At 49.3% G+C, this 22,871-nt stretch carries 19 protein-coding genes; 3 read left to right on the top strand and 16 right to left on the bottom strand.

All coding sequences use genetic code 11. The features are described from left to right. Nucleotides 1-12: 12 nt before the first annotated feature. The 7 genes from L0M14_RS29340 to rluF form a co-directional block, all read right to left on the bottom strand. Nucleotides 13-1,119, bottom strand: coding sequence for a Delta(5) desaturase DesA (locus L0M14_RS29340; protein WP_405030809.1), 1,107 nt, complete (start codon nt 1,117-1,119; stop codon nt 13-15). A 208-nt stretch (nt 1,120-1,327) separates the two neighbouring features. After that, nucleotides 1,328-2,218, bottom strand: a complete 891-nt coding sequence (locus tag L0M14_RS29335) for a carbohydrate ABC transporter permease (RefSeq protein WP_235119923.1) — start codon at nt 2,216-2,218, stop codon at nt 1,328-1,330. A gap of 15 nt (nt 2,219-2,233) precedes the next feature. Then, nucleotides 2,234-3,124 (bottom strand): ABC transporter permease, encoded by an 891-nt coding sequence (locus L0M14_RS29330; RefSeq protein WP_235119922.1) that lies wholly within the window; start codon nt 3,122-3,124, stop codon nt 2,234-2,236. Nucleotides 3,125-3,194: 70 nt separating this feature from the next. Then, on the bottom strand, nt 3,195-4,856 hold the full coding sequence (locus L0M14_RS29325) for an extracellular solute-binding protein (protein ID WP_235119921.1): 1,662 nt from the start codon (nt 4,854-4,856) through the stop codon (nt 3,195-3,197). Nucleotides 4,857-5,094: 238 nt separating this feature from the next. After that, entirely contained in the window at nt 5,095-6,501 is a 1,407-nt protein-coding gene (locus tag L0M14_RS29320; RefSeq protein WP_235119920.1) for a response regulator transcription factor, read from the bottom strand. 2 nt (nt 6,502-6,503) lie between these two features. Further along, nucleotides 6,504-8,210, bottom strand: coding sequence for a sensor histidine kinase (locus tag L0M14_RS29315; protein WP_235119919.1), 1,707 nt, complete (start codon nt 8,208-8,210; stop codon nt 6,504-6,506). 335 nt (nt 8,211-8,545) lie between these two features. After that, on the bottom strand, nt 8,546-9,247 hold the full coding sequence (gene rluF, locus L0M14_RS29310; RefSeq protein WP_235119918.1) for a 23S rRNA pseudouridine(2604) synthase RluF: 702 nt from the start codon (nt 9,245-9,247) through the stop codon (nt 8,546-8,548). 133 nt (nt 9,248-9,380) lie between these two features. Here rluF and L0M14_RS29305 point away from each other — a divergent pair, with 133 nt between their 5' ends. After that, on the top strand, nt 9,381-9,959 hold the full coding sequence (locus tag L0M14_RS29305; RefSeq protein WP_311198797.1) for an NAD(P)-dependent oxidoreductase: 579 nt from the start codon (nt 9,381-9,383) through the stop codon (nt 9,957-9,959). Between the two features lie 358 nt (nt 9,960-10,317). Here the strand turns inward: L0M14_RS29305 and L0M14_RS29300 are convergent, their stop codons facing one another. The 3 genes from L0M14_RS29300 to L0M14_RS29290 form a co-directional block, all read right to left on the bottom strand. Further along, complete coding sequence (locus L0M14_RS29300; protein ID WP_235119917.1) at nt 10,318-10,629, bottom strand: hypothetical protein; 312 nt, start codon at nt 10,627-10,629, stop codon at nt 10,318-10,320. Between the two features lie 101 nt (nt 10,630-10,730). After that, nucleotides 10,731-12,779, bottom strand: a complete 2,049-nt coding sequence (locus tag L0M14_RS29295; RefSeq protein ID WP_235119916.1) for an ABC transporter ATP-binding protein — start codon at nt 12,777-12,779, stop codon at nt 10,731-10,733. A gap of 281 nt (nt 12,780-13,060) precedes the next feature. Further along, on the bottom strand, nt 13,061-14,806 hold the full coding sequence (locus L0M14_RS29290; RefSeq protein WP_235119915.1) for an ABC transporter ATP-binding protein: 1,746 nt from the start codon (nt 14,804-14,806) through the stop codon (nt 13,061-13,063). Between the two features lie 460 nt (nt 14,807-15,266). Here L0M14_RS29290 and L0M14_RS29285 point away from each other — a divergent pair, with 460 nt between their 5' ends. Next, on the top strand, nt 15,267-15,446 hold the full coding sequence (locus L0M14_RS29285; protein ID WP_235119914.1) for a hypothetical protein: 180 nt from the start codon (nt 15,267-15,269) through the stop codon (nt 15,444-15,446). A gap of 337 nt (nt 15,447-15,783) precedes the next feature. Here L0M14_RS29285 and L0M14_RS29280 read toward each other — a convergent pair whose 3' ends face one another. From L0M14_RS29280 to L0M14_RS29270, 3 genes are all read right to left on the bottom strand, one after another. Further along, the gene (locus L0M14_RS29280; protein ID WP_235119913.1) at nt 15,784-16,284 is read right to left on the bottom strand and encodes a DUF2231 domain-containing protein; all 501 of its coding nucleotides are present in this window, start codon (nt 16,282-16,284) and stop codon (nt 15,784-15,786) included. Between the two features lie 238 nt (nt 16,285-16,522). Beyond that, entirely contained in the window at nt 16,523-17,362 is an 840-nt protein-coding gene (locus L0M14_RS29275; RefSeq protein ID WP_235119912.1) for a M56 family metallopeptidase, read from the bottom strand. 3 nt (nt 17,363-17,365) lie between these two features. Next, the gene (locus L0M14_RS29270; RefSeq protein ID WP_235119911.1) at nt 17,366-17,782 is read right to left on the bottom strand and encodes a BlaI/MecI/CopY family transcriptional regulator; all 417 of its coding nucleotides are present in this window, start codon (nt 17,780-17,782) and stop codon (nt 17,366-17,368) included. Between the two features lie 417 nt (nt 17,783-18,199). Between L0M14_RS29270 and L0M14_RS29265 the strand changes: the two genes are divergently transcribed. Continuing rightward, nucleotides 18,200-18,796, top strand: coding sequence for a pirin family protein (locus L0M14_RS29265; protein WP_235119910.1), 597 nt, complete (start codon nt 18,200-18,202; stop codon nt 18,794-18,796). A gap of 67 nt (nt 18,797-18,863) precedes the next feature. Here the strand turns inward: L0M14_RS29265 and L0M14_RS29260 are convergent, their stop codons facing one another. From L0M14_RS29260 to L0M14_RS29250, 3 genes are all read right to left on the bottom strand, one after another. Beyond that, nucleotides 18,864-19,121: a hypothetical protein gene (locus L0M14_RS29260; RefSeq protein ID WP_235119909.1), complete on the bottom strand. Its 258-nt coding sequence runs from the start codon at nt 19,119-19,121 to the stop codon at nt 18,864-18,866. 129 nt (nt 19,122-19,250) lie between these two features. Beyond that, entirely contained in the window at nt 19,251-21,752 is a 2,502-nt protein-coding gene (locus L0M14_RS29255; protein ID WP_235119908.1) for a trypsin-like peptidase domain-containing protein, read from the bottom strand. Between the two features lie 240 nt (nt 21,753-21,992). Beyond that, complete coding sequence (locus L0M14_RS29250) at nt 21,993-22,832, bottom strand: MerR family transcriptional regulator (RefSeq protein ID WP_235119907.1); 840 nt, start codon at nt 22,830-22,832, stop codon at nt 21,993-21,995. Nucleotides 22,833-22,871: the final 39 nt, after the last annotated feature.

Genomic DNA, 22,871 nt, shown 5'->3' with positions numbered 1-22,871 from the left:
GCATTGATTTCCTTATTCGCCTTGCCAATTCGGTCTGCGTCCTGCAATCTGCTCTTTGACGGATGCCGTTATAGCATCAGCTTTACGTAAGCTCCGCTTGACTTCCTTAAAGGTAACAAACTGCTTGCTCTGCTCATTCCATAGACGGTAGCGAAGCGACTTCAAGCTAGTAGAAACCGTAATGGTTGTCGCTCTCTGAAGCGGCGGAGTCGCGTCATGCGCCTTCTCCAAGTTATAGTTAGGAACTTTAGGGCTCAAGTGATGGACATGGTGAAATCCGATATTCCCCGTGATCCATTGCAGAACCTTGGGAAGCTTATAATAGGAACTGCCTTCTACCGCGGCTTGTACATAGCTCCATTCTTCTTCATTCTCAAAGTAGGAATCCTCAAATTGATGCTGGACATAGAACAACCATATTCCCAGTAAGCCGGATACCATAAAGATCGGAACCTGAATCATCAGAAAGGCCTGCCATCCGATAGCCCAGGATAACAAAGCATACAACGCTATAATAGATATATTAGTTATATACGTATTGATTCGTTCCTTGCGTTTGGCTCCCTTGCGATTAAAACGGTATTCAATAAGGAAGACCGCGATCGGACCCAAGCCGAACATAACAACGGGATTTCGATAGATTCGATAAGCGATTCTGCGCCATAATGGAGATTCGGCATATTCATCAACAGTAAGCAGCCACATATCGCCAGTGCCCCGTTTGTCCAGGTTGCTGCTTGTTGCATGGTGAATGGCATGCGTGTGCTTCCACTGCTGATACGGGACAAGGGTAAGAACACCTGTAATTGTACCTAGTATATCATTAGCCAAGCGGCTCTTAAAGAACGATTGGTGGCAACAATCATGGAAAAGGATAAACGTGCGGACCATAAAGCCGGCCGTTACGACCGCGATCAAAAGCGTCAGCAAGTAAGATACGGTAAGGGATAAATAGGCACCATACCAAAGAAGTAGTAAAGGCCCTATCGTATTCACGATTTGACGAATACTTGATTTCGTATCGGTCTTCTCATAAGGGGCAATAGCGTGCTTCAGCTTAGAAATCTCGGTTTTTGACACGGATGTATAGTCCTCCTCGGATTTTAACAGTATGTTCATTATAGAGAATAAGACTCATCTGTTTAAGACATAAACGTCAAGCTGCGGGTATGACAAATGTCATGTATGTGAGATAAACGACTTCGTCGTCCTTAAGGGACGAGCGCGTTTGTCAAGGTTGATGCGAAGCAAAAGTATACAACATATACTTTCTTATCTACGAAAAAAAGCCGGGACCCGAAGTCCCGGCGTGACAGCCGAACAGCATCTATTCCTTTACAGAGCCAAGCGTAATCCCATGAATGAAAAACCGTTGCAGGAAAGGATATATAACCAGTATCGGAAGCATCGCGATAAAAATTTTGGCCGCATTCAAGGTCTGGTTGGAAATTTCGCTTAATCGCTTCAACGATTCCGCATCCGTGTTCATTTGGGACGGGTCAATCTGGATGACCATTTGCCGAATATAGGTTTGCAGCGGGTAATGATCCGGTTTTGTCATGAAGACCAACCCGCTGAAAAACTCATTCCAGTGCCCGACAATCGTAAACAAGGTAATGGTAGCAAGGACCGGTACGGAAAGCGGAATGAACAGCATAAACAGGGTGTACCAAGGACCCGCCCCGTCTACCAAAGCCGCTTCTTCCAGTTCTTTGGGCAAACCTCTAAAAAAGTTGATGACTAAGATGACGTTGAACATCGGCAATCCGCCGGACAGAACCAAGACCCAAATGTTGTCGATCAGCCCATAGGCTTTCACAGTTTGATAGAGTGGTATTAAACCGCCATTAAACAGCATCGTAAATACTAAAATCCACATGAGGACGTTTCTCGAACGTAAATCCTTCGTCTCCTTAGATAGAGGGTATGCCATCAGCACAGTCACGATAAAGCTGAGGGAAGCACCCAATATCACTCGCTCAATGGACACCCAGAAGGAATGAAAGAATTGGCCGTCTCTCATAATCTGCTGATAGGAAACCAGATTAAAGCCGATCGGCCACGCACGGACAATGCCGGCAGCAGCGGCAGACTTTTCGCTTAGCGATACCATCAGGGTATACCAGAGCGGAAATATACATGAAAGCGCAATGACTCCTAAGATGGCAATCAGGATGACATCGAATGCTTTGGAGGCAGCTGTTGTTTCTCTAACCATGTCCAAGCTCCTTTATCAGAAAATCCTGTAATTGGTGAAGCGGTTAGCCAGGTAATACGAACAGGTAATCAGAATAAAGCCCACCACGGATTTGAGCAGCCCGACAGCCGTAGCTAATCCATATTGCAATTTGAGAAGCCCCTCTCGGTACACCCAGGTATCCACGATGTCTCCTGAGGAGTAAACAAGCGGATTATACAAGTTAAACACTTGGTCGAAACCTGCATTCAGCACATTCCCCAGACTTAAAATAAGCAGCAGGAAAATGGTTGGCGAAATGCCTGGGAGCGTGACGTTCTTTAGACGCTGCCAGCGGTTCGCGCCATCCAGTGCCGCGGCTTCATACAGCGAAGGATTAATGCTCGTCAAAGCGGCCAAATAAATAATCGTGTTAAAACCGAATTCCTTCCATACGTCACTCCCCACAACTAGAAACGGAAACAAGGTCGGCTTCCCCATAAACAGAGTCGGCTCCACACCGAATGAGGACAGTATGTTGTTGATCGGTCCCGTGTAGGATAAAACATCGATGATAATCCCACTTAAAATAACCCACGATAGAAAATGGGGCAAATAAACCAAGGTCTGCACCCATCTTTTAAAAACAGCCAGCCGCAGTTCATGAAGCATAAGAGCAAATGCCACCGGTACAATGAGATTGGCTATAATTTTCATCACCGCGATAAAGACTGTATTGAAAAAAATGACCTTACTATCGTTCAGCATGAACATATACCTGAAGTTTTCGAGCCCCACCCAGTCGGAATGGAGTACGCCCAGCACAGGCTGGTAATCCTCAAAGGCTATGAGAATCCCGAATAACGGAACGATGCTGAACATAACCAGCCATATATACCCGGGGAGCAGCATGAGATAATAATGAAAAGCCAATCCCTTGAATTTCAAGCTTCTCTCTCCTTTCTCCTAATGGCGAGAACGCAGGACCTATGCCTGCGCCCCTCATTTGAATCTGACCCTATTGGATAGCTTCCGCTATTTCAGCCGTCACTTGATCGCCGCCTTGACTCTTCCAGTCCTGGACGAATTGATCGAAGGCCTCAATGGGAGCAGCACCCATAATAATTTTCAGGTACGTTTCTTTCTCCATTTTCGTTAAATTGCTCCACTTGTTCTCCATAGTCTTGGTGCGAGTATAGGACAAGCTCTTGATTTTATTCAGATTTGGATCCAGGTTGTTCTTCCCGCCGATAAATAAGGAGTAGGAACGCATGAAATCATTATCGTCCTGCTTCCAATACTGAATGTCCATCTTGTCATACGGCTGCAGCTTCGTATTTGTAATCGTTTTAAGCGTATTGTTAAGCAGCTTGTATTCCGCGCTTTCTGCGAAATCCTCCGGCTTCTTGGTTCCTGCCAATACCTGTTGAGCCGCTTTCATTTCAAATGGAACCTCATCTAAAGGCGCAAAGAAATTGCGAATTAGCATGAATTCATTGCCGTATTTCGACTCATCTCTTAAATACATATTATTGATCATGACAGGAGCTTCAGGATGCGCATATCCTTTACGCACAACTAGGAAGGAGTTGGACGGGTTGGTCGTCATGACGTTGTACTTCCCTGCTGCATCCAGCGGTAATGCATAGGACTGCCAGTTCGCCTTAGGATCATTCTTCCAAGCAGCCGGCAGCGGCCAATACCCGCCATAGAAGCCGCAGAAGAACATGCCCGCTTTACCGTTAATCACCGTTTCTTCCGGGGCCTTGCGGATACCAATTTCCTTATCGATCAGACCCTTCGCGTACATATCACGCAGTTTGAGAAGTGCCTCTCTTGCCTCCGGCATCAGAGATCCGTACATCGGTTTTCCATCTGATCCCTTCACCCAGAAGCCTGGATAAGCGTGGTAGGCTGCAAAAATAGCCTCAAAGTCAAAGTTAGGCGGACCCTGGGTAAAGTCATTGAACAATCCATTGCCCGCAGCCAGACCAATCGTATCTGCTTTGCCGTTGCCGTCAGGGTCCTGTTCTACGAAGGCTTTTGCTATCTTCTCTAAGTCTTCGACTGTTTTCGGCGGCTGCAAGCCCAGCTTATCCAGCCAGTCCTTGCGAATCCACAGCCAGCTGAAATCCTCAGCGGTTACGGATGGGATCGCCATCATTTTTCCTTTAAACGTCACTTGGCTCTTAGCAAGACCATCCGTGCTTTCAATGATTTTCTTCACGGTAGGAGATGCATATTTATCGTACACTTCTGTTAAATCCGCTACTTCCCCCGCCCGCACCATTTGATTCAGCTGCACTTGATTGACAACCATCGCGTCCGGCAGATCGTTGCTGGCGATAGCCAAATTCATCTTCTGATCAAAATTATCCTTGGCAACCTGCCATCCGATTTTGATATCAATATTCAAATTGTCTTTAATAGCCTTGTTCCAAACGTTATTTTCCGGCGTCTCCCCTTTGCTTGACTTAAAGTTGGGGTCCACGCTATACGCAATATTCAGCGTCACTGGCTCCGCATATTTACCGAAAGGATCCGACGAGGCCGCGGGTTCAGAACTCGCCCCCCGCTTACTCGGTGTGCCTGGTGCACTTGGCTCGCTTACTTGACTGGAACAAGCTGTAACGGTAAGCATGGAAGCTGCAAGGAATAGCATGGGTAACTTTTTAGACATTTGCTCGCCTTCTTTCTCATTCATTTTTGCTTGTTTTCAGTATAAACAATAAAATCGCAGCTCTGAGATAGGTATCTGATGCGCATTCAGGTAGGGAAATGCACGTAAATGTTCACAGGTCTGACCGTGGTGGCCAACACTTTCCAACATCTGCCCACCTATGTATGACACATTTATCTACCTGAATAGAGAAAAAGACGCCGAACAATGTGCGTGCGGACGCCTTCCTGTGCTCCTTCTATTTGCCAGTGCGATGAGTAAGCCGGTATTCACTTGGGAGCATGCCGGTGATTTCGCGGAAAACCCTGCTGAAATACTTCTCATCGGTATACCCCGTCTGTTCCGCAATCCAAAGGATCGTTTTATTCGTATTAAGCAGATACTCCTTCGCTTTCTCGATTCGGACGAAACGGGAATACTCGTTGAACGGCTTGCCGATGATCTCTTTAAAGCATTGACTGAAATAGCTGCGGCTCAAATTCAAGCGCTGCGCCATGTCGGCTGCGGTAATCTGGCTGCTCATCTCCGCTTGAATTAGCAGCACCGCTTTGGTCATACATGCCATAATCTCCTCGGAGTACGAGGCGTGATGCGCGGATTCTTGAATCACTTGGCGGATTCCCCGTATCCACTGCTCGGCTTGATACCAGGAATGCACGCCCTTAATCATATGGATTTTGCCTATCAAGGTTTGAGCAAACAATCGGTTCCATTCGATCACAAGTGAATATAGCAGGCCCATCAATTGACCTCCCTGCAACCGCAATGCTTTCAGATCCTGAACCCGTTGTTCAAATACCTCGTCGTCATAGAACCACGCGGATAATACCCACTTCTCCTTCACCATCTCCAATTGTAATTGATTAGGCTCCGTGTAGGGTGCCTGATCATCACGCATAGAAACCTCAATCAGCTTGCGATCAGGATGATACTCATAAAATAATGCTCTCTCTGTGTACTCCCTTACCCATCGTTGAATTTCTTTCCAAGTGAATCCTCGGAGGTCAGACACCATGAGCAGCGTGCTTTCCGGCAGCGCGGACACCTTTTCCGACAGTATGTTAAGCAGCTTGCTCTCATCTGTATTCGTGATCAGCCACATCCAGCAGTTGCGGTCAACCTCCATTACGAGGGCATCCGTCGAAAGCTTCCATTCACTCGGCCAGTTCGGGTCGAACTCGGAATCCAGGGACAACACCACATACCCCAGGTCGTATTCCTGAATGAGTTGATCCGGCATAAGCGTGTGGGGATGGGGGCTTTGCTGATCCTGAATCCGGCTTGCTATCCTGCCGAGGATCACCTCAAACTGCTCTTTCTCCAGCTGCACCTTGGCAATATAATCGATAGCTCCAAGCCGCAACGCTTCCTGGATATATTCAAAATCTTGATGAAGTGTCAAGACGACGATCGGAAGACGCGGATAGCGTTTGCGGGCCTCCCTCATTAATTCAATTCCCGACATCACAGGCATAGCCAGATCGGTTAGCAGCAAATCAACAGGGTTACCTGCAAGGAACTCCAATGCTTTCGCGCCGTTGCTCGCTTCCCCTACAACCTGCATGCCAAACTCCTGCCACGGCATCGCCGATATCAGGCCCTTACGAACTAACTTATCATCATCCACCACAAGCACTTTGATCATGGCTAGTCCCCTTCCCCTGCAATAGGCAAAGATAACAAGATACTCGTCCCTTTGCCCACTTCACTCTTGATTTCCAGCTTAGCTTTATTCTCATAGCGAGCCTCCAGCATTCGCTTTACATAGTTCATGCCAATCCCCATTCCAACCTTCTTCTGTTCCACCGTCCGGCTATTCAGAAGCTCTCGAATCGTTTCCTCCGACATCCCCGAACCATTATCCTGTATGGATATCTGAATATCGTTATCGAGCCTAACACCCACTTGAATGTATCCATCATCACTTAAACCGTGATATAGAGAGTTTTCGACCAGAGGCTGAAGAATAAATCGGGGAACGGGCAATTTCAAGACATTCTCTTCAACATCAATTCGAACATCGAACTGAAAATCATATCGAACCTGCTGCAGCGTCAAATACTGCTTAAGTGCGTCGATCTCTTCCTCAATCGTGGATACTTCCCCCAATTTACCCAGGTTGTAATACAGCAATTTGTTTAATGACTGCACGAGCCGGTCTATTTCGTCCTGTCCGTTCATGACCGCTAGCCAATGCACCGTGTCCAGGGTATTCATCAGAAAATGGGGATTGATTTGATAGAGCAGCTTTTCCACTTCGAGATCGACGCGGTTCTTCTCTTTGCGCTCTATTTCTGTAAACAAATTCCGGAGCTGCTCTTTCATCCCCCAAAATTTACCTAACAAATAATCAAATTCGGGAATCTTCGTCTGCACATGGTGATCGGCCATTAACCGACTCTGGGACATCCATTTAATCTCGGAATGAAAGAGGTTCAGAGGCCTGTACACCATCTTCCAAAGCAACCACGCCAGCAGAAGGGTCACACAAAGGAAAAACAAAAAGACAACCAGAATTTGCAGCAGCCATCGATCTTTCTCCTTGTTATAATTAGCTTGGGAAATGACCGAAACCACGCTCCAATCCTGATTAGAGGTCTGTTTAAACCAATGATAACCCCGGAAATTTCCGGTCGCCTCCCCCTTCGTGAAATCGGGAAATTCCGCTCCATTCGAGAAAATTTCCGGAACCTCGCTATACGCAATTCGACCTTTGCCATCCAAAATCAGGTGAGACAATGCCCCTCCATATTGATCGTTATTTAAAATATTTTGCGTCGTAAGAAATCCGGTTTCCATGTAGACATAGACATCATCGCGGTCAGGCAGATCGACCTTCCTTAAGGCAGACAAAACAACCTTATCATTTACTTGGTTCATACTGACGTGAGGCCCATAATAAGATATGCCGTAATACTCAGCCAGCAGAGGGAGTTTGTCCGGCGAAAAGTCATCCCTTACCGGGAAATTCTCGAAATCGATTTTACCTTCATCCCGGAAATAATACATCGTTAGATCTATGCTTGGGTTTGTAAATGTAATCACATTCAGCTCTTTTTTCAGTTGGTCGCGAGATTGCATCAATTGATAAGTCGCATCCTTCGGCTGGTGCAGGACCTCGTCCAGCTGCTTCCCGATCGTGCCGCCATACGCCAATTGCTGAGAGACATGATTTAAGTTGCTTAGGGAATCCCCCAACGAGAGCTCAACCTGCCTCAGGTTACTCTGGATCCCGCTTTTAATTTTGTTGTCAAAAATAGAATCGATGGTGTAATACGAAATAACAAAGATACTGAGAAAGGGAACCAATGAACTAAATGAGAATATGAGAAAAATTCTTCTTTTTAAAGTCATGTTAAGACAGCACCCCTTTCTTAATATCTTAAGAAAACGCATACAAAAACTATGGGAGATGAATCCAAAAAAGTTTTCTTGAGTATATGCGCCGTAAAACGATTCAGTCAACCTAAAATATGGGACTTCTTGGCAACCAACCTCTCATTCGAATGCGCCAGAATAGGAAAAAGACCTGAGGCTGGGCCTCAGGTCGAGTTTGCCAATCAAGTAGGTTCCATTACGAGCTTCGGTGGATGTTCTCCGCTCGCTGGATTAGGAGCTTCCCCCCTCCATTTGTCTTGCTACATAGTCTGAAGAGCGTTTCTCACGGTTTGCTCATCATCTGCCTACACTTACAGCTCCGCCGTTCCAAGCGTCCGCATCAAATCCTGAAGCTCCCCCTGCGTGAGGTTTCTCCACTTGCCGACCTTTAAATTGCCCAGATGGATATGCATAATCCGCACCCGCTGCAGCCGCACGACTCGATAGCCGAACGCTTCGCACATGCGTCTAATTTGCCGATTGAGACCCTGCGTCAGGATGATCCGAAATACGCGTTCGCCCACCTTGTGCACCTCGCACGGCTTGGTGGTGGTGCCCAAGATTTTTACTCCGCTCGCCATTCCTTGCAGGAACATAGGAGTGATCGGGCGATTGACCGTTACGATGTACTCTTTGTCATGGTTATTTTCCGCCCGTAAAATCTGATTGACGATATCCCCATTATTAGTAAGGAGAATAAGGCCCTCCGAATCCTTGTCCAACCTGCCGATCGGGAAAATCCGCTCCGAGTGGCCGACGAAGTCGACAATGTTGCCTTTGACATGCGCTTCGGTCGTGCTCGTAATGCCGACGGGCTTATTCAGCGCGATGTAGACGTGCTCTTTCTTCGCACCGATCGGCTTTCCGTCTACTCTGACGTCATCCCCAGGACCAACTGTGCTGCCCAGCTCTGCCGTAATCCCGTTGATCGTCACACGCCGGGCTTCGACCCATTTATCCGCTTCGCGTCTGGAACAGACGCCTGTTTCACTAATGAATTTATTGATTCTCATCCGTGGGAAGTCCCCTTGCTTGTTATAGAGTGCGCCGTGTCATCGTGGCTACGACTATTATGCTAGATATGCGTCCCTGGTTCAAGTTATAATACACGTATTTAATTTGAATTACATAAAAGGAGATTCCCTTATGCATATTGCTCTTCTGGGTGCAACAGGCCGAGTAGGCCGGCGCGTATTGGCGCTTGCTTTGCAGGACGGTCATCATGTAACAGCAATGGTACGTAATCCGGACAAGCTGATCTGCCAGTCCGAGCGTCTGATCGTTCAGCCAGGTGACGTCTGCAGGTATGAAGATGACCTTGCTGTCATGAAGCAAGCTGACCTCGTGATCAGCTGCCTGAGCACGGATGGCGCTGAGGTACTGACCGAGAGTATGCCGAAGCTCATCGGGGCTATGAAAGAACATAACTTGGAGCGGATCGTAACCGTCGGAACCGCGGGCATCCTAAACAGCCGGGAGTACCCCGGACTGCTCCGTTATGAGACGCCAGACACTCGTCGTTCATCCACGCGTGCGGCAGAAGAGCACCGCAGAGCTTGGGAGCTGCTGTCGGCCTCCGGACTGGCTTGGACCGTGGTATGCCCTACCTATTTACCTGATGGCGATGCAGTAGGGGAGTACCGTGCGGAAGCCGAGTACCTGCCCGAGGGGGCATGTCGATTTCCGTTGGAGACACGGCAGTGTTTGTTTACGAAGAAGCTCTAAGCCGCAAGTATGTTGGCGAGCGGGTCGGTTTGGCATACTAGCCTCACAGACGGGAGCAGGAAAATCATTGGTTGGGAAAAGGGTAATGCTAGGGGAAGGTAACTATACAGCAGTGACCTATGTTCGGAAAAGACAGACGCCCGTAAACATCAACGTATCCCAGGTGAATGCAAATTTGTGAGCGCTGCCCTATTTCATAGTTTTTGGAGTAGCCCAGAGAAAAACTGCTAGCCTCGTAAGGGAGACTGCTATCTCTGCAAAACAGAGCCCAGTGCCGATTCCGGCAACTGGGCTCTGTTTGTGTGCTGTAAAAGTCCGGCAGACGGTCCAGCACTCACGTCTTTTAAATCTCCACAACCTAATAACGTCCCTGCCCGCCCGTAATACGGCGGATATTCATCCACGAAACCAGGATGCCTCCTACGCGGAACACGTAGCCGACCACAGGGATAAAACTCAGAAACGACAAAACAATATTGATGACAGCCATATTCGTTGTTCCGTTTCGTACCAGCCAGGCGATAATCGCGCTGACGAATACTAACGGAAGTACCCAATTACAGGACACCATATACATAAATGGAATAAGCCCTACCAAGTAACCAACAGCAATGCACATCTCTGAAATCAGCTGAATCAGGTTTAATACTCGAATGGTATCGGGACGCATGCAACCTCTCCGTTCGTTGTGAAATGGATGACCCTTCCATTCTATCATACTCAAGCTGCGCTTTCGTTAGCACGTATACGAGCTTACGGGGTAAGGGCTCGTTATACGCTGCGTTCCGCCTCTTCAGCGGCGGCGGCAATGCCCGGATGTCCCTGCTGCAGCTGGTACATCTGATAATAACGGCCGCGCTGCTGCATCAGCGCGTCGTGGCTGCCCTGCTCGACAATGCGGCCGCGGTCGAGCACCAGAATGAGGTCGGCGTTCTTGATCGTCGACAAACGGTGGGCAATGATGAAGGTGGTACGCCCCTTCTTCAGTACATCGAGAGCGGCCTGAATGACCGCCTCGGTCTCCGTATCGATGCTGGCCGTCGCCTCATCGAGAATCAGGATCGCCGGGTCGAAGGCCAGCGCCCGGGCGAAGCTGATCAGCTGCCGCTGTCCGGCGGACAGCGTGCTGCCCTTCTCGATGACGGGCTCATCGATGCCGCGGGGCAACGCCCCGAACATCTCCGCTGCGCCGACATCGCGCAGCGCCTGCTCGACCCGTTCCCGGCTGATAGCCGGATCGTCCAAGCTGACGTTGGACGCAATCGTGCCGGTGAACAGGAACGGGTCCTGGAGCACGATGCCCATATGCTGGCGCAGCAGCTGTTTGGGCATCTCGCGCACATCGCGGCCGTCTACCGTGATGCGGCCCTCTCTCACATCATAGAAGCGGAACAAGAGGTTCAGGATGGAGCTTTTGCCCGAGCCTGTATGCCCCACAAGTGCTACGGTCTGCCCCTGCTTCGCCTCGAAGGATATGTCCTTGAGGACGTCCTCGCCCTCTTTATAAGCGAAAGACACGTGCTCGAACTTGACGTTGCCTAAGTATCGGTCGGCTCTGCCCTCCGCGACGTCTAGCCCTTTTTCATCCAATAGCTCGAAAACACGATCCGCGGAAACGATGGCTTTTTCCAAGTTGGGCAGTTGGTTTACAATTCCGACCATAGGATGGAACATCCGATTCAAATAATCGACGAAAGCGTACAGCACCCCAACGGTGATGAAGGTGTTCATACCTCCGCCGCCTACCATCCAAATCAGCGCAAAAAAGAACACATTCCGAATCACATTCATCAAGTTATGAGAGGTAAAAGAGTTCAGGCTGAGCATCTTGTTTTGGTAGTCGGTGTATTCATCATTCAACTGCTCGAACTCGCGCTGCGTCTCCTGCTGTCTGCGGAATACTTGGATAATGGGCATGCCTTGGATCGCCTCGTTGATCATGCCGTTAATGCTGCTGAGGCGTTCGCGGATTTCATGGTTATAGCGAGTGGCAAACTTGCGGTATACCCGAATCCAGACGTACAGCATCGGAATCACGGGCAAGGAAAGCAGCGCCAGCCGGTAATCCAGCACGAATAAAGCGGCGATAATGCCGACAATGTAGATCGTTCCTGTAAAGAAGTTCGCAAGCACCTGCACGTAGAGATCACGTACAGCCTCGGTATCGTTGGTGATTCGGGAGACAATTTTGCCCGCGGGCTGATTGTCAAAATATTGAATCGGCAGGCGCTGAATCTGCGCGAATACGTCCGTTCTCATGCGCTGAATAATGCGGTTCGCTGCGGATTGAAGCAAGTATCGCTGTCCATACGTAAAAATGGCGCCGAGTACGATCAGTCCCAGATAAAGCAGCGCGAGGTTGATCAGATGCCGCCACTGCGGCTCATAAAAAAGGAACAGCTCTTGCATGCTCAGCTTTTGGGCGGGATATTCCGCACGCTGGTCGCCCTTCGTTACTATCAACCGGCCATCCTTCAGCTCGCGGTTCCCGTCAAATGGCAGCGGTTGATCAATAAATACAAAGGCTGATCCCGCCTGCAAAATGCGAACCTCCTTCCCCTTGGCCTCGCCAGGGGCGTAGTTGTCGCTTCGCTTGAAGAATGTTCCGTCATAGGGAACGGCCATGTCAGTTTGCGTAGCGGATCCCGTTTCATACCAGGGCTGCTCGATGCCTAAAATGTGGCGGTCGATCATCTGCCTCGCGATAAATGGGCCGGCCAATTCGGCCGACACTGCTGCGGCTAACAGCAGGAGTGCAAGCAGCAGCGGCTTTTTGAACAGCGCTGCATATTGAAATAGTCGCTTGCCTGTATGTTTCATGAGCGCTTTCACCTTCTTTTCTTTATAGATAGGGCGTTGCAGGTACGTGTTTCTCAGTTTTTATTTGGGTTTTTATTTGGGCTTTTACTTGAGCTTTTACTTGAGCTTTTACTTCGCTTACACTTCGGCTATTGTTCCAGCTTACTCAATTTACACATCAGCATTAATTTGAGCTTCCACTTCAGCTTCCTCAGCTTTCTCAGCCTTCTCAGCCTTCACTTTAGCTTTTACTCAATTTATCCCTGGCCCATGTTACGCGCTTATTGAAGCTTCAAGTTCGTTTACGCTTCAATCTCAGCCTCCAGCTGCTGACGGTCATACTGCTCTTTATACCAGCCGCCGCGTGCCAGCAATTGCTCGTGCGTGCCCTCTTCCACGATATAGCCTTCATCGAGGACGACGATCCAATCGGCATGCTGCACAGCAGACAGGCGGTGAGTCGTAATCAGCGTCGTTTTGCCCGCTCTTTCGCTGCGGATGCCGCGTAGAATTTCCGTCTCCGTCTTCGCATCCACAGCTGAGAGGGCATCGTCCAGCATCAGAATCTCCGGATCGACGTAGAGCGCCCGAGCGATCGATACGCGCTGTTTCTGTCCGCCGGACAGAGCGACGCCTTTTTCCCCAACGATCGTGTCCAGCCCTTCAGGCAGGAACTCCACATCCTTGCGGAAGGCTGCCAGCTCCAGCGCCTTGTTCAAGTCCTCATCAGTACCGTCGCTGCGCCCAAATTGAATATTTTCTCGCACAGTTCTGGAGAATAGAATCGGTTCCTGCGGTACATACCCCATCCATCCGTGCAGCGTATCCATCCTCAGCTGCTTAATCGGCGTACCGGAGATCGACAGCACACCCGCGCCAATCGGATATTCCCTGAGCAGTTGCTTCAGTAAAGTCGTCTTGCCGCTCCCTGTACGCCCGACGATGCCCAGTGTCTGCCCGCGCTGCAGGCGCAGCGAGATATTCACCAGGTTATCGATGGACGAGGACGGATAACGGAATGTCACTTGTTGGAAAGAGATTTCATTCGGAAGCAGCATCGCTGACGCCTCTGGAGCATCCTTCACATCTGGCTTGTAACCCAGCGTCTCATTGACCCGATCGAGGGAAGCGTTCCCCCTCTGCATAATGTTCATCAGCTCTCCAATAGCGAACATCGGCCAAATCAGCATACCGAGGAACGTGTTGAACGACACGAGCTCACCTAGTGTCAGTTCACTATGGAAAACCATGTATCCCCCGTAGCACAGCCCGATGAGATAGCTGATACCGACCAGAATCTTAACCGTCGGTTCGAAAAGGGCGTCAATGCGAGCGACAGCGATATTTTTGCGATATACATCATCCGTCATTTCTTTAAAATTGTCTTGACTCGCTGTTTCCTGTACGAAGGCACGGATGACCCTCACTCCGGCAATCGTCTCCAGCACACGGTCATTCATCTCGCCAAAAGCATCCTGAGCTTTCATGAACCGTTCATGAATCCGTCCGCCGTAAATCGTTATGGCAACCGCCATCACAGGCAGCGGCAGAATAGCCGCAATAGTCAGCTTCCAGCTAATAAAGAATCCCATCATGCAAAGGATCGTCAACATAAACAGCGTAGAATCTACAAAGGTCAAAATGCCGAAACCTGCTGTCGTAGACACAGCCTGAAGGTCATTGGTCGCTCTGGCCATCAAATCGCCCGTACGGTTGCGCTCATAGAATGTAGGCGTCATACGGAGCAAATGCTGCATCAACCGGTTGCGCAGAATGCGCTCCAGCACAAAAGCGCCGCCAAAAAGCTGGTACAGCCACACATAGGTCATCCCGTAGCCAATTACAATGAGAACGCCCCAAAAGGCTAAAAGCCGGAATAATGCGGAACCCGTCAGTGTCCCCAAATGGATGCCGTCGATGGCATAGCCGATTAACTTAGGCGGGATCACATCAATAATGCCGACAATGATCAGCAGCCCCACGGCAAGCGTGTAACGCTTCCAATGCATCCGGAAGAACCAATCCAATTTTTTCAATACGGTAAACATCTATATCTTCACTCCCTTCGATTGACACAGCAAAAGGGCACACCGCACGCAGCGATATGCCCCTTAAGAATGAAAAAGCGCACGTTACGAACTGATTCGCAACCCGCGCTCCTATGCTATATGTACACATGCAGCCTATGATGAGCAGGCAGCAGCAAGCGGGCGGGTTAACGGATATGAAATTGTATGGCATCCGAAAATGCTTTGAGGATCGAGCCCGTGTCGAACATCCATAATCATCCATTCCATCTTAAAACCCTCCCTTTCCAAATGTTGGTTGTTTTTCTTTACAGAGGTGATCTTACCACCGGTCAGTACAAAGTGTCAATCGGAGAATTTCGTTATAGTCAACTCCCATAACTTACCTGAATACGTTTTCCCTCAACCTAACATTCACATTGTCATACATCTTTCACATTATCCATGCATATGTTGGCAATAAAGGCTGGGAGGGGATTGCATGGTCGAACAGGTATTTTCGCTAATGGGCTGGATTACGGTGTTTGCCGTTATCTCGGGAGGAGTCATCTTCGGTATCGCGCGGTTTGTTGAAAGCGATTCAACCGCCTATGATATGGAATTTTTGTGGGAGCATCGTTACACACTTGAGGAGCTCGAGCTTGAGGAGCCTAGCCGTTAAAAAGAAAAGAGGCTCGTCCGGGATGAATCCCTGGATAAGCCTCTTGGTATATGCTTTGGTTATGATTTTCCACCCTGGTCGGCCGCATGTCCTTGGGCTTGAACCCGGGCTTGTCCTTTGTCCTTTGTCCTTTGTCCTTGGCCTATTCCTTGTCCCTGTCCTTATCCTTGACCTTGACACTGCCCCTGCCCTTGTGCTGTTCCTTGTTCCTTGTCCTTTATCCTTATCCTAGGCCTTATCCTTGAGCTAGGGCTTAACCTTGCCCTTGGCCTTGACCCTGTCCTTGCCCTTGGCCTTGACCCTGTCCTTGAACCTGTCCTTGCCCTTATCCTAGACCTTATCCTTGCCCTTGCCCTTGACCTTGGCCTGTTCCTTGCCCTTGCCCTTGTCCCTGTCCTGGCCCTTGACCCGGCCCTCCCTGCATGTTCATGCCAGGTGTAAACGGCCTATGTACCATTTTGCCTCCCAAGTGCCCGGTATAGCTCACTAGCAGCACCGCGACTAAAGCCCCCACTAAATAAACGGGATGGCCGCCGATATGCTTCTTCTTCCAGAGCAGCAATCCAATCCGGATGACCGACAGCAAGATGGACGCGATCATCGTCAGCTGTGCATACAGGGCATGCGTAGGCAGGAGTGGATTCCGCGACATCTCGGGACCTGTTATGAACGAGGCGATGGCTCCCAACGTTCCGACTAGCAAGGCGAGCATCCCCGCTGAATGCCAATCCTTTTTCTTGAGAATGAGCGCCAGAAGATCAAAGACAAAGCTGAATATCAAGAGCGCAATCGGAAAATGAGTAAAAATAAAGTGCGAATTTCTGAGCAAATAGTCCATTGTTTCTCTCCTCACAAATTTGAATTTTTACACTACATTGTGTAGTTTTATAACGCAAAAAAATATAACTAATTCCTCAAATTCATTTACACTACAGATTGTAGTTGTAATTCTCTGGAAAGTCAAGCTCTGCATCCCAACCGCTCCTAGCACACGCGAATCTCGGTTACACGATGCGTCACGGGTTTCGATTTCTGCCAAGCAGCACCTACTCCCCGCACACGCACAGACCTATGGATCAAATCAATCCCACCACAATAATCATAGCAACAGCAGATATCACCGTCCGTACAAGCGGCAGTTTAAAGGAAATCGGCAGCTGCGGATTCAAAATATGCTGGATTCTCAGGTTCATGGATGTCTCGGCAAAGGAGGCATGAGACAAAGAAACATGAGGGGATTGTCCCCGCTTCCACAGCTTGAGAAGAGCGCTGCCCAACTCAGCGGTATGCTCCATAACAGAAATCGCGTGCTTATCGGCGCTCAGCTCCATCATAATTTTATATTTGTCGGCGATCCATCTGAAAATAGGGATATACCCCAAGGAAACAGAGCAAATCATCAGAGCAAAGATAGTAAGCGGATCTTTTTGCTGCAAATGATATTTCTCATGCTCGACTACAGCCCTAAGCTCTCCTTCGGTCAGCATGTCCAGGAGGGCGGTTGAAAGGATGATCCGCGGCTTCCACAGCCCCATAGTTAGAGCTATAGGAGCTTGGTGACGGATGACCAGAAGCTCTTCGTCTGCAAGACCATACTGCGTCCGCAGCTTCTCTGTGACAGCATTTTCCGTTCGGAGCTCAAGCTCCCTAGATGAGCGCGCGAAGGATCTAGCATGGCGGATGGCAACCCATGCCGCCGCTCCAAACGTATACATCACCAGGCCGTGTACAAGATTTCCGGCAACCAGCGCAGGAATGTGGAGCGTACGAAATAGAAAGAAGCACATATCGAATAGGTTAAAAAGCGGCTTCAGCCGCAACAGGTGACCAATCTCATAGCTGATCAATTGGCACCATAAAAACCCGGATGTCAGCAGCGTGGCAAGCAACATGAATCTGGGACGCAGTCCGATCATGCGTCATCTCTCCTTCTTTAAATCATGGATATGCTGTTCAAGCTGATCCAGGAGCTTAGGGTCCACCTTATCCAGCGCATCCATCATGTGGGTGACGGCCAGAGACCCGAATTCCTCAATCAAATCATGCGTGAGCTCCTTCGACTGCTCTTCCATAAAAACGCCCCTGCTTACGACAGGACTATAAGCAAAGGAACGCGCTCTGGCCTGCTTCTGCAGCACACCTTTTTCCACTAGACGATTCATGACTGTCATCACCGTATTAAAGCTTAACGACTTTTCTCCTTCAAGCTTCCCGTGAACCTCTTTAATCGACATTTCTTCCGAGTCGTCCCAGAGAATCTCCATGATCTTAGCTTCAAGCGGCCCAAAAAAACGATTCAGCCCGCTTCCCTGATATTTAAAATTATTCAATTTCATCGCGTATACACCCCTTACACTACAAATAGTAGTGAAGGAAGTATCGGAAGTCAAGGTCAAAACAAGCGCTGCCTTGGTTTTAACCGTGAATGAACGTTTACGCAAAAGGTTTGCTGTGCAATGTGACTGGTTCGCCCCTCCCAAGATGCTTCCCATTACTCCCCTTTTGACTTTGAAGATAAAAAGCCCTACACTAACTTACATATAGTAAGTTGTTTATAATTTTAAAGTATACGAGGTGGTTATGATGGGTTTACAAAGATATGGAGCCGACCAGCAAGGTGCCGGAGCGTTTGACGGAGGAAAATTCATCGAGCAGCGCCCGGTTAATTTCCGGGAGAAACAGGAGCTGTAGACCGCGTAGGGCCGCTCTTCTATTGGGCTTGGGGCAAAGCTATAGGTGAAGCGGAGATTGGCATGCACCCACATAAAGCTTTCGAAATTATGACCTATGTGATCGGCGGAACCGTTGAGCACCGCGACTCGCTCGGGACCCTTCAGACGGTAAGTGCTGGCGGCGCTCAGGTGATGCAAGCAGGCTCCGGCATTTACCATGGCGAAGCGTTTCGCGGGGGCAGCGCGGAGGGGCTGCAAATTTGGTTCGAGCCCCATCTCAGCGAAGCGGTGAAGCATCCTGCTACGTATAACCAGTACGATCACGAGCAGTTTCCGACTAAGGCTCAAGAAGGTACAAGCCTAAAAACAGTGATTGGCGAAGGCTCGCCGGTCCACATTCAAACCGAAGCCCGGATGTACGATATTCAATTGGATCCAGGCGCGAAATATTCATACCCGCTATCCGAAGGAGCCCTAGTTGCCTTCCTTGCTATCCGTGGATCAGGAGAGGCCGTAACCGGCAATGACGCGGCAGTTCCGATCGCGCACAAGGACTTTGCCGTAGCCAAGGCGGATGCCTCCGGCGAGTCGCTGTCTCTTACCGCCGGTGAAGAAGGCTTGCGCGTCGTAGCAATTGAGCTGCCCGAGAAGCCTGGGTACCCGCTTTACCGGAAATAATGGTAAACCAACAAAACAAGCCCCTGGACGATAACATTCCAGGGGCTTGCTGCTGCCTTTAGCTCGCTTATTGCAAGCCCTGCAGTCTGGATTTCTCATTGTGTAGTTCCTCTTCAGCCTGCTCGACGGCCGGCTGGTTGTGGTGGGCTTTCGCCTGCTCCACAGCACGCTCCGCTTGCACAATGGCGTTGTGAGCCTCCTGAATCGTTTGCTCAGTCGGATGGGACAGCGCGCGGGAAACCGCATTGTGAACGTTGTCTACCGAATTCTGCGCAGATGAAACGACATTCTGTGACTGCAGGGTGGAATCTTCTACTCTTACCATAACTGCCTCCTAGTGTTTGGGATGGGTAACACGGCTATCTTGAGGCAGTTCCCGTTTTTTTATGCAAAAAAACTTCCGCCTGCAGCATAGCGGTCAGCTGCAAGCGGAAGTGCAAGACATGTTGAGCTTTTATTTATCCTGGAACTTGATCGAATCAAAAGCTTTATTCAGTCGGGCTTCATTCTCGTCCGTACGAACCGCATCGCTGATATGCAGGGTCGCCGTGTAAGAAATATGGTTATGATGGAAAATATAAACCGTCTCCTGATAAGGCTTTTTGTCATAGGAGTAATGTACGACATATTTCTTCGCCTGTTCGCCGCTTGGAAGCGTCACTTCGGAATCCGAATACGTGTATTCGCTGTCGTTATCGTGATTTTTCTTCTGTGAAGCGTCCTCCTCTTTGACCAGGTCCTCATAGCTTTCCTTCGTATCCGCTTGGATCGTAAGATTGCCCCCGTTGAAGTAGAAGTTTTTACGAGCCTCGTCTTTATCGTCGTACGCATCACCGATTGTCCACGTTTCCGGAACATGCAGCGAATACTTGTATTTATCATTTTTATAAGTGACAGTGCGGTCTGGATCCATCAGTTCATGAATGTCCTGAATAAAGCCCAGCTCTTTATCCATCAGGTTTTTATCGACCTTGATCGAAGAGGTCAGCTCGCCCAACGTCTTGCTTACCTCATCCTGGTCTTCATCCCCCGGATAGGTGAAATCAATCTCATACTTGTACTTGTCTTTGATGAAGTATAACGAATACCCTGCATCCCATTCATCATCGCCATAGGTTTGTGAATAAGCTACCTTCAATGCAGGCACACCAGCCAGTGTCAGCGCCTCGGGATGCTCAATCTTGCGATAATCAGCGACATACTCATTTTCAAAATTTTTGCTCTCCCGCTCCACCCATGCCTTGAGCGTCTCTCCGGAGGAAGCCGAAGTAACCGTGACGTTCACATTTTGAGAGTAATCGTCATTGTAGAAGGACGTTCCTCCCTTGTAGCTGCTTTCTTCCCAGCCTGAAGGCAGGTCGAGCGACAAACCGTACTCATTCGTATGAGTAGCGCCGTCTTCCGAGTACACCGAAATATCCTTCAATGCTTCATCCTTACTGTCAAAAGAAAGCTGGAAGCTGTCGAGCAGGTCGTTAAAGCTATTTTGTTTAAAGCTGTTGTTGTACTGCTCTTTGGCTACATAAAGCTTAACCGTGTACAGCTTGCCATTATGCAAGTAGCCGCGCGTCTGCACGTACCCGTTATCGCCGGAGCGGCCTACGATTTTGCCGTAAGGCGCCTTATCCTGTTTGACATATTGTCTTTCGAGAATGGTCGTCGAAGCTCCGTAATCCTGCGTATCGCTGCCGTCCAGCTTATTCAGAAGCGCCGATGGGGAAAGCTCATCGCTCAAGTTGCTCTCCACTTCAATCGACAAGTAGAATTCACCCTTCGCATCCGCAAAACTGACCTTATCGCCCTCTTCCGACTGCTGGCCCTTCACAAGACCCGACGGATATTTCATCGACCAGCCGTAGTGACTGTCACCGATTTTGGTTTTACCGCGGTCTGCATCGATGTCCGAGCCTTCCTCATCATCGATGGACGCCGTTTCCGAGCTCTGCGCTTCTCCTAGTGTAATGGTCTTGGATACCGATTCTGCGCCGGACTGCAGCTTGATCTCTACAGAATCATTAGGGAGATACTTCTTCAGCGCCTCGTTGTAATCCACCATGGTTTTGACCGAGGTTCCGCCAACGGACAGAAGCAGATCGTCCTGCTTAATCCCTGCCTCAGCCGCAGGTGAATCGGGATCCACATAAGCAACGCGAAGGCCTGTGGAGCTAGGCAGACCCACTACCGCTTCCCAGCTTTCCTCCAGCTCTACGCCCAGGTAAGGACGCTTAACCTTCCCGTACAGTTTAAAATGATTCAGAACATACTTGACGGTATCTACCGGTATTGCGAAGCCTAGGTTCTCTACGCCCACATCGGCGTATTTCATCGTATTGATACCGATGACCTCGCCTTTCATATTGATCAAAGCGCCGCCGCTGTTCCCCGGGTTAATCGCCGCATCCGTCTGGATCAGCTGATACTGGGAGTTGACGGACCGGTCAATGCCGCTCACAATCCCGACCGTAACCGAGTTTCTCAAAGCAAAAGAAATCGGCGTCCCGATCGCCGCCACTGTCTCGCCTACTTCAATATCCGAGGACGAGCCGAAGGTAGCTGCGTGCAGGTTCGTTGCATCAATTTTCACCAGCGCCAGATCGCTTTCCTCATCAATATTGGTAGCACGTCCGTTGTATGTAGTGCCGTTAGAAGTAACGACCACAATGTTCTTCATATCCTTGACGACATGGGCATTCGTGACGATCACACCGTCTGATTCGACGATCACACCTGTCCCGTGCGCCAAATTGTACCGATTCTTCTCCCACGATTTATTCGTATCGGAGGTCGGCTTGCCTATGATCGCTACAACCGAAGGCGTATTCTGCTCCACGACAGCTGGGACTTCCGAATTACTTTCGGACGCGTAGATCGGCGCCGCCCCTAAGCAAGATGCGATCAATACGACAGACGCAGCCGAAACGATGCTCTTCTTCGCTAAACTCTTCCATTTCCTCATGTATGGACTTCCTCTCCCGGACGTCATTGTGCTTATAGCACCAATGCATTCTATGTTTCTAGCACACCTATGAAAAATGTGCGGTAGATAGAATCTAGCACAATTATCGGAAGGAAACAATACAATTTTTGGTACAAAAAGGGAGGCAAATATGTTCAAAAAATCCCTGTCGAAATTCAGAAAAAAACGGAGAACAGCGATGGGATTTTTTCCTCCCCAGAGCCTCTCCGTTTACTTACTTTATGGGGATATCGGCACCTGCAGCTCTACCAATACCTGATTGAAATCATGATGGTTATTTTCACGCCCAAACAAGTGAAGCTCCCTGACAGGTCCTGTCGGTGAATAACCATTCACCCCCAGCCAGGTAAACAGCTCTAGCAGCGCATCCCCTACCCCCATAAAAGGCCCCTGATAAACCAAGCTAGCTACCATAGGTTCCGGGGGAAGCTCGAATATTGTCGTATTGCCATCTGGCATAAGCTGCTCCTCCCTACTTATGCTGTAGGCAACCTCGATATCGAAATTTTCTTCGATAAATTCGCTCATATGATAAAAGACATATTCCTGCTCGGCCGTACACTTCGTTCTGGATAACCATTCATCAAGCTCACCAAACATTCGGCATCGGTAACCGGGCATATCCTGAGGTTTGGGCACGATTCTGCGTAAAGCGGCCATGCGCAGTCCTGGGACTCGCTTGATCACGATTTCATACTTCGGCTGCTCGCCGAGCTGTTTTAATTGATTCAGCCTTACTTCAATGCTCTTGATTTGCTGGGCGGCTTCGCTAATTTGCTGGGCCAGATGGTCTTTCTTTTGCTGCATCATGCGCTGCATGTCTTCGATCGTCATCGCCTTGTCAATCATGGATGCAACCTGCTCCAAGGAGAACCCGGCATCTTTGAGGACCAAAATCTGATTCAGCCGAATGAGCTGATCGTACGTGTAATAACGGTAATTCGTACTCGGTTCGATCCAAGCAGGCTTCAGCAACCCCAGTTCATCGTAATGACGCAGCGCTCGAATCGTAACCTGAGCGATTTTCGAAAACAATCCGATCTTAATAAAGTTCGACATCCTGCCCCTCCCAACAAACCCATGACCCAGTATTTACCA

Origin of the sequence: Paenibacillus hexagrammi (assembly GCF_021513275.1) — a bacterium.
Lineage (GTDB): Bacteria > Bacillota > Bacilli > Paenibacillales > NBRC-103111 > Paenibacillus_E > Paenibacillus_E hexagrammi.
Note: the sequence above shows the minus strand (reverse complement) of the source record. Positions and strands in the feature narration are given on the sequence as shown.

Coding starts and splice junctions, on each gene's coding strand:
- L0M14_RS29340 (WP_405030809.1), bottom strand. CDS start 1,119: ATGAACATACTGTTAAAATCCGAGGAGGACTATACATCCGTGTCAAAA.
- L0M14_RS29335 (WP_235119923.1), bottom strand. CDS start 2,218: ATGGTTAGAGAAACAACAGCTGCCTCCAAAGCATTCGATGTCATCCTG.
- L0M14_RS29325 (WP_235119921.1), bottom strand. CDS start 4,856: ATGTCTAAAAAGTTACCCATGCTATTCCTTGCAGCTTCCATGCTTACC.
- L0M14_RS29320 (WP_235119920.1), bottom strand. CDS start 6,501: ATGATCAAAGTGCTTGTGGTGGATGATGATAAGTTAGTTCGTAAGGGC.
- L0M14_RS29315 (WP_235119919.1), bottom strand. CDS start 8,210: ATGACTTTAAAAAGAAGAATTTTTCTCATATTCTCATTTAGTTCATTG.
- rluF (WP_235119918.1), bottom strand. CDS start 9,247: ATGAGAATCAATAAATTCATTAGTGAAACAGGCGTCTGTTCCAGACGC.
- L0M14_RS29305 (WP_311198797.1), top strand. CDS start 9,381: ATGCATATTGCTCTTCTGGGTGCAACAGGCCGAGTAGGCCGGCGCGTA.
- L0M14_RS29300 (WP_235119917.1), bottom strand. CDS start 10,629: ATGCGTCCCGATACCATTCGAGTATTAAACCTGATTCAGCTGATTTCA.
- L0M14_RS29295 (WP_235119916.1), bottom strand. CDS start 12,779: ATGAAACATACAGGCAAGCGACTATTTCAATATGCAGCGCTGTTCAAA.
- L0M14_RS29290 (WP_235119915.1), bottom strand. CDS start 14,806: ATGTTTACCGTATTGAAAAAATTGGATTGGTTCTTCCGGATGCATTGG.
- L0M14_RS29285 (WP_235119914.1), top strand. CDS start 15,267: ATGGTCGAACAGGTATTTTCGCTAATGGGCTGGATTACGGTGTTTGCC.
- L0M14_RS29280 (WP_235119913.1), bottom strand. CDS start 16,284: ATGGACTATTTGCTCAGAAATTCGCACTTTATTTTTACTCATTTTCCG.
- L0M14_RS29275 (WP_235119912.1), bottom strand. CDS start 17,362: ATGATCGGACTGCGTCCCAGATTCATGTTGCTTGCCACGCTGCTGACA.
- L0M14_RS29270 (WP_235119911.1), bottom strand. CDS start 17,782: ATGAAATTGAATAATTTTAAATATCAGGGAAGCGGGCTGAATCGTTTT.
- L0M14_RS29265 (WP_235119910.1), top strand. CDS start 18,200: ATGCACCCACATAAAGCTTTCGAAATTATGACCTATGTGATCGGCGGA.
- L0M14_RS29260 (WP_235119909.1), bottom strand. CDS start 19,121: ATGGTAAGAGTAGAAGATTCCACCCTGCAGTCACAGAATGTCGTTTCA.
- L0M14_RS29255 (WP_235119908.1), bottom strand. CDS start 21,752: ATGAGGAAATGGAAGAGTTTAGCGAAGAAGAGCATCGTTTCGGCTGCG.
- L0M14_RS29250 (WP_235119907.1), bottom strand. CDS start 22,832: ATGTCGAACTTTATTAAGATCGGATTGTTTTCGAAAATCGCTCAGGTT.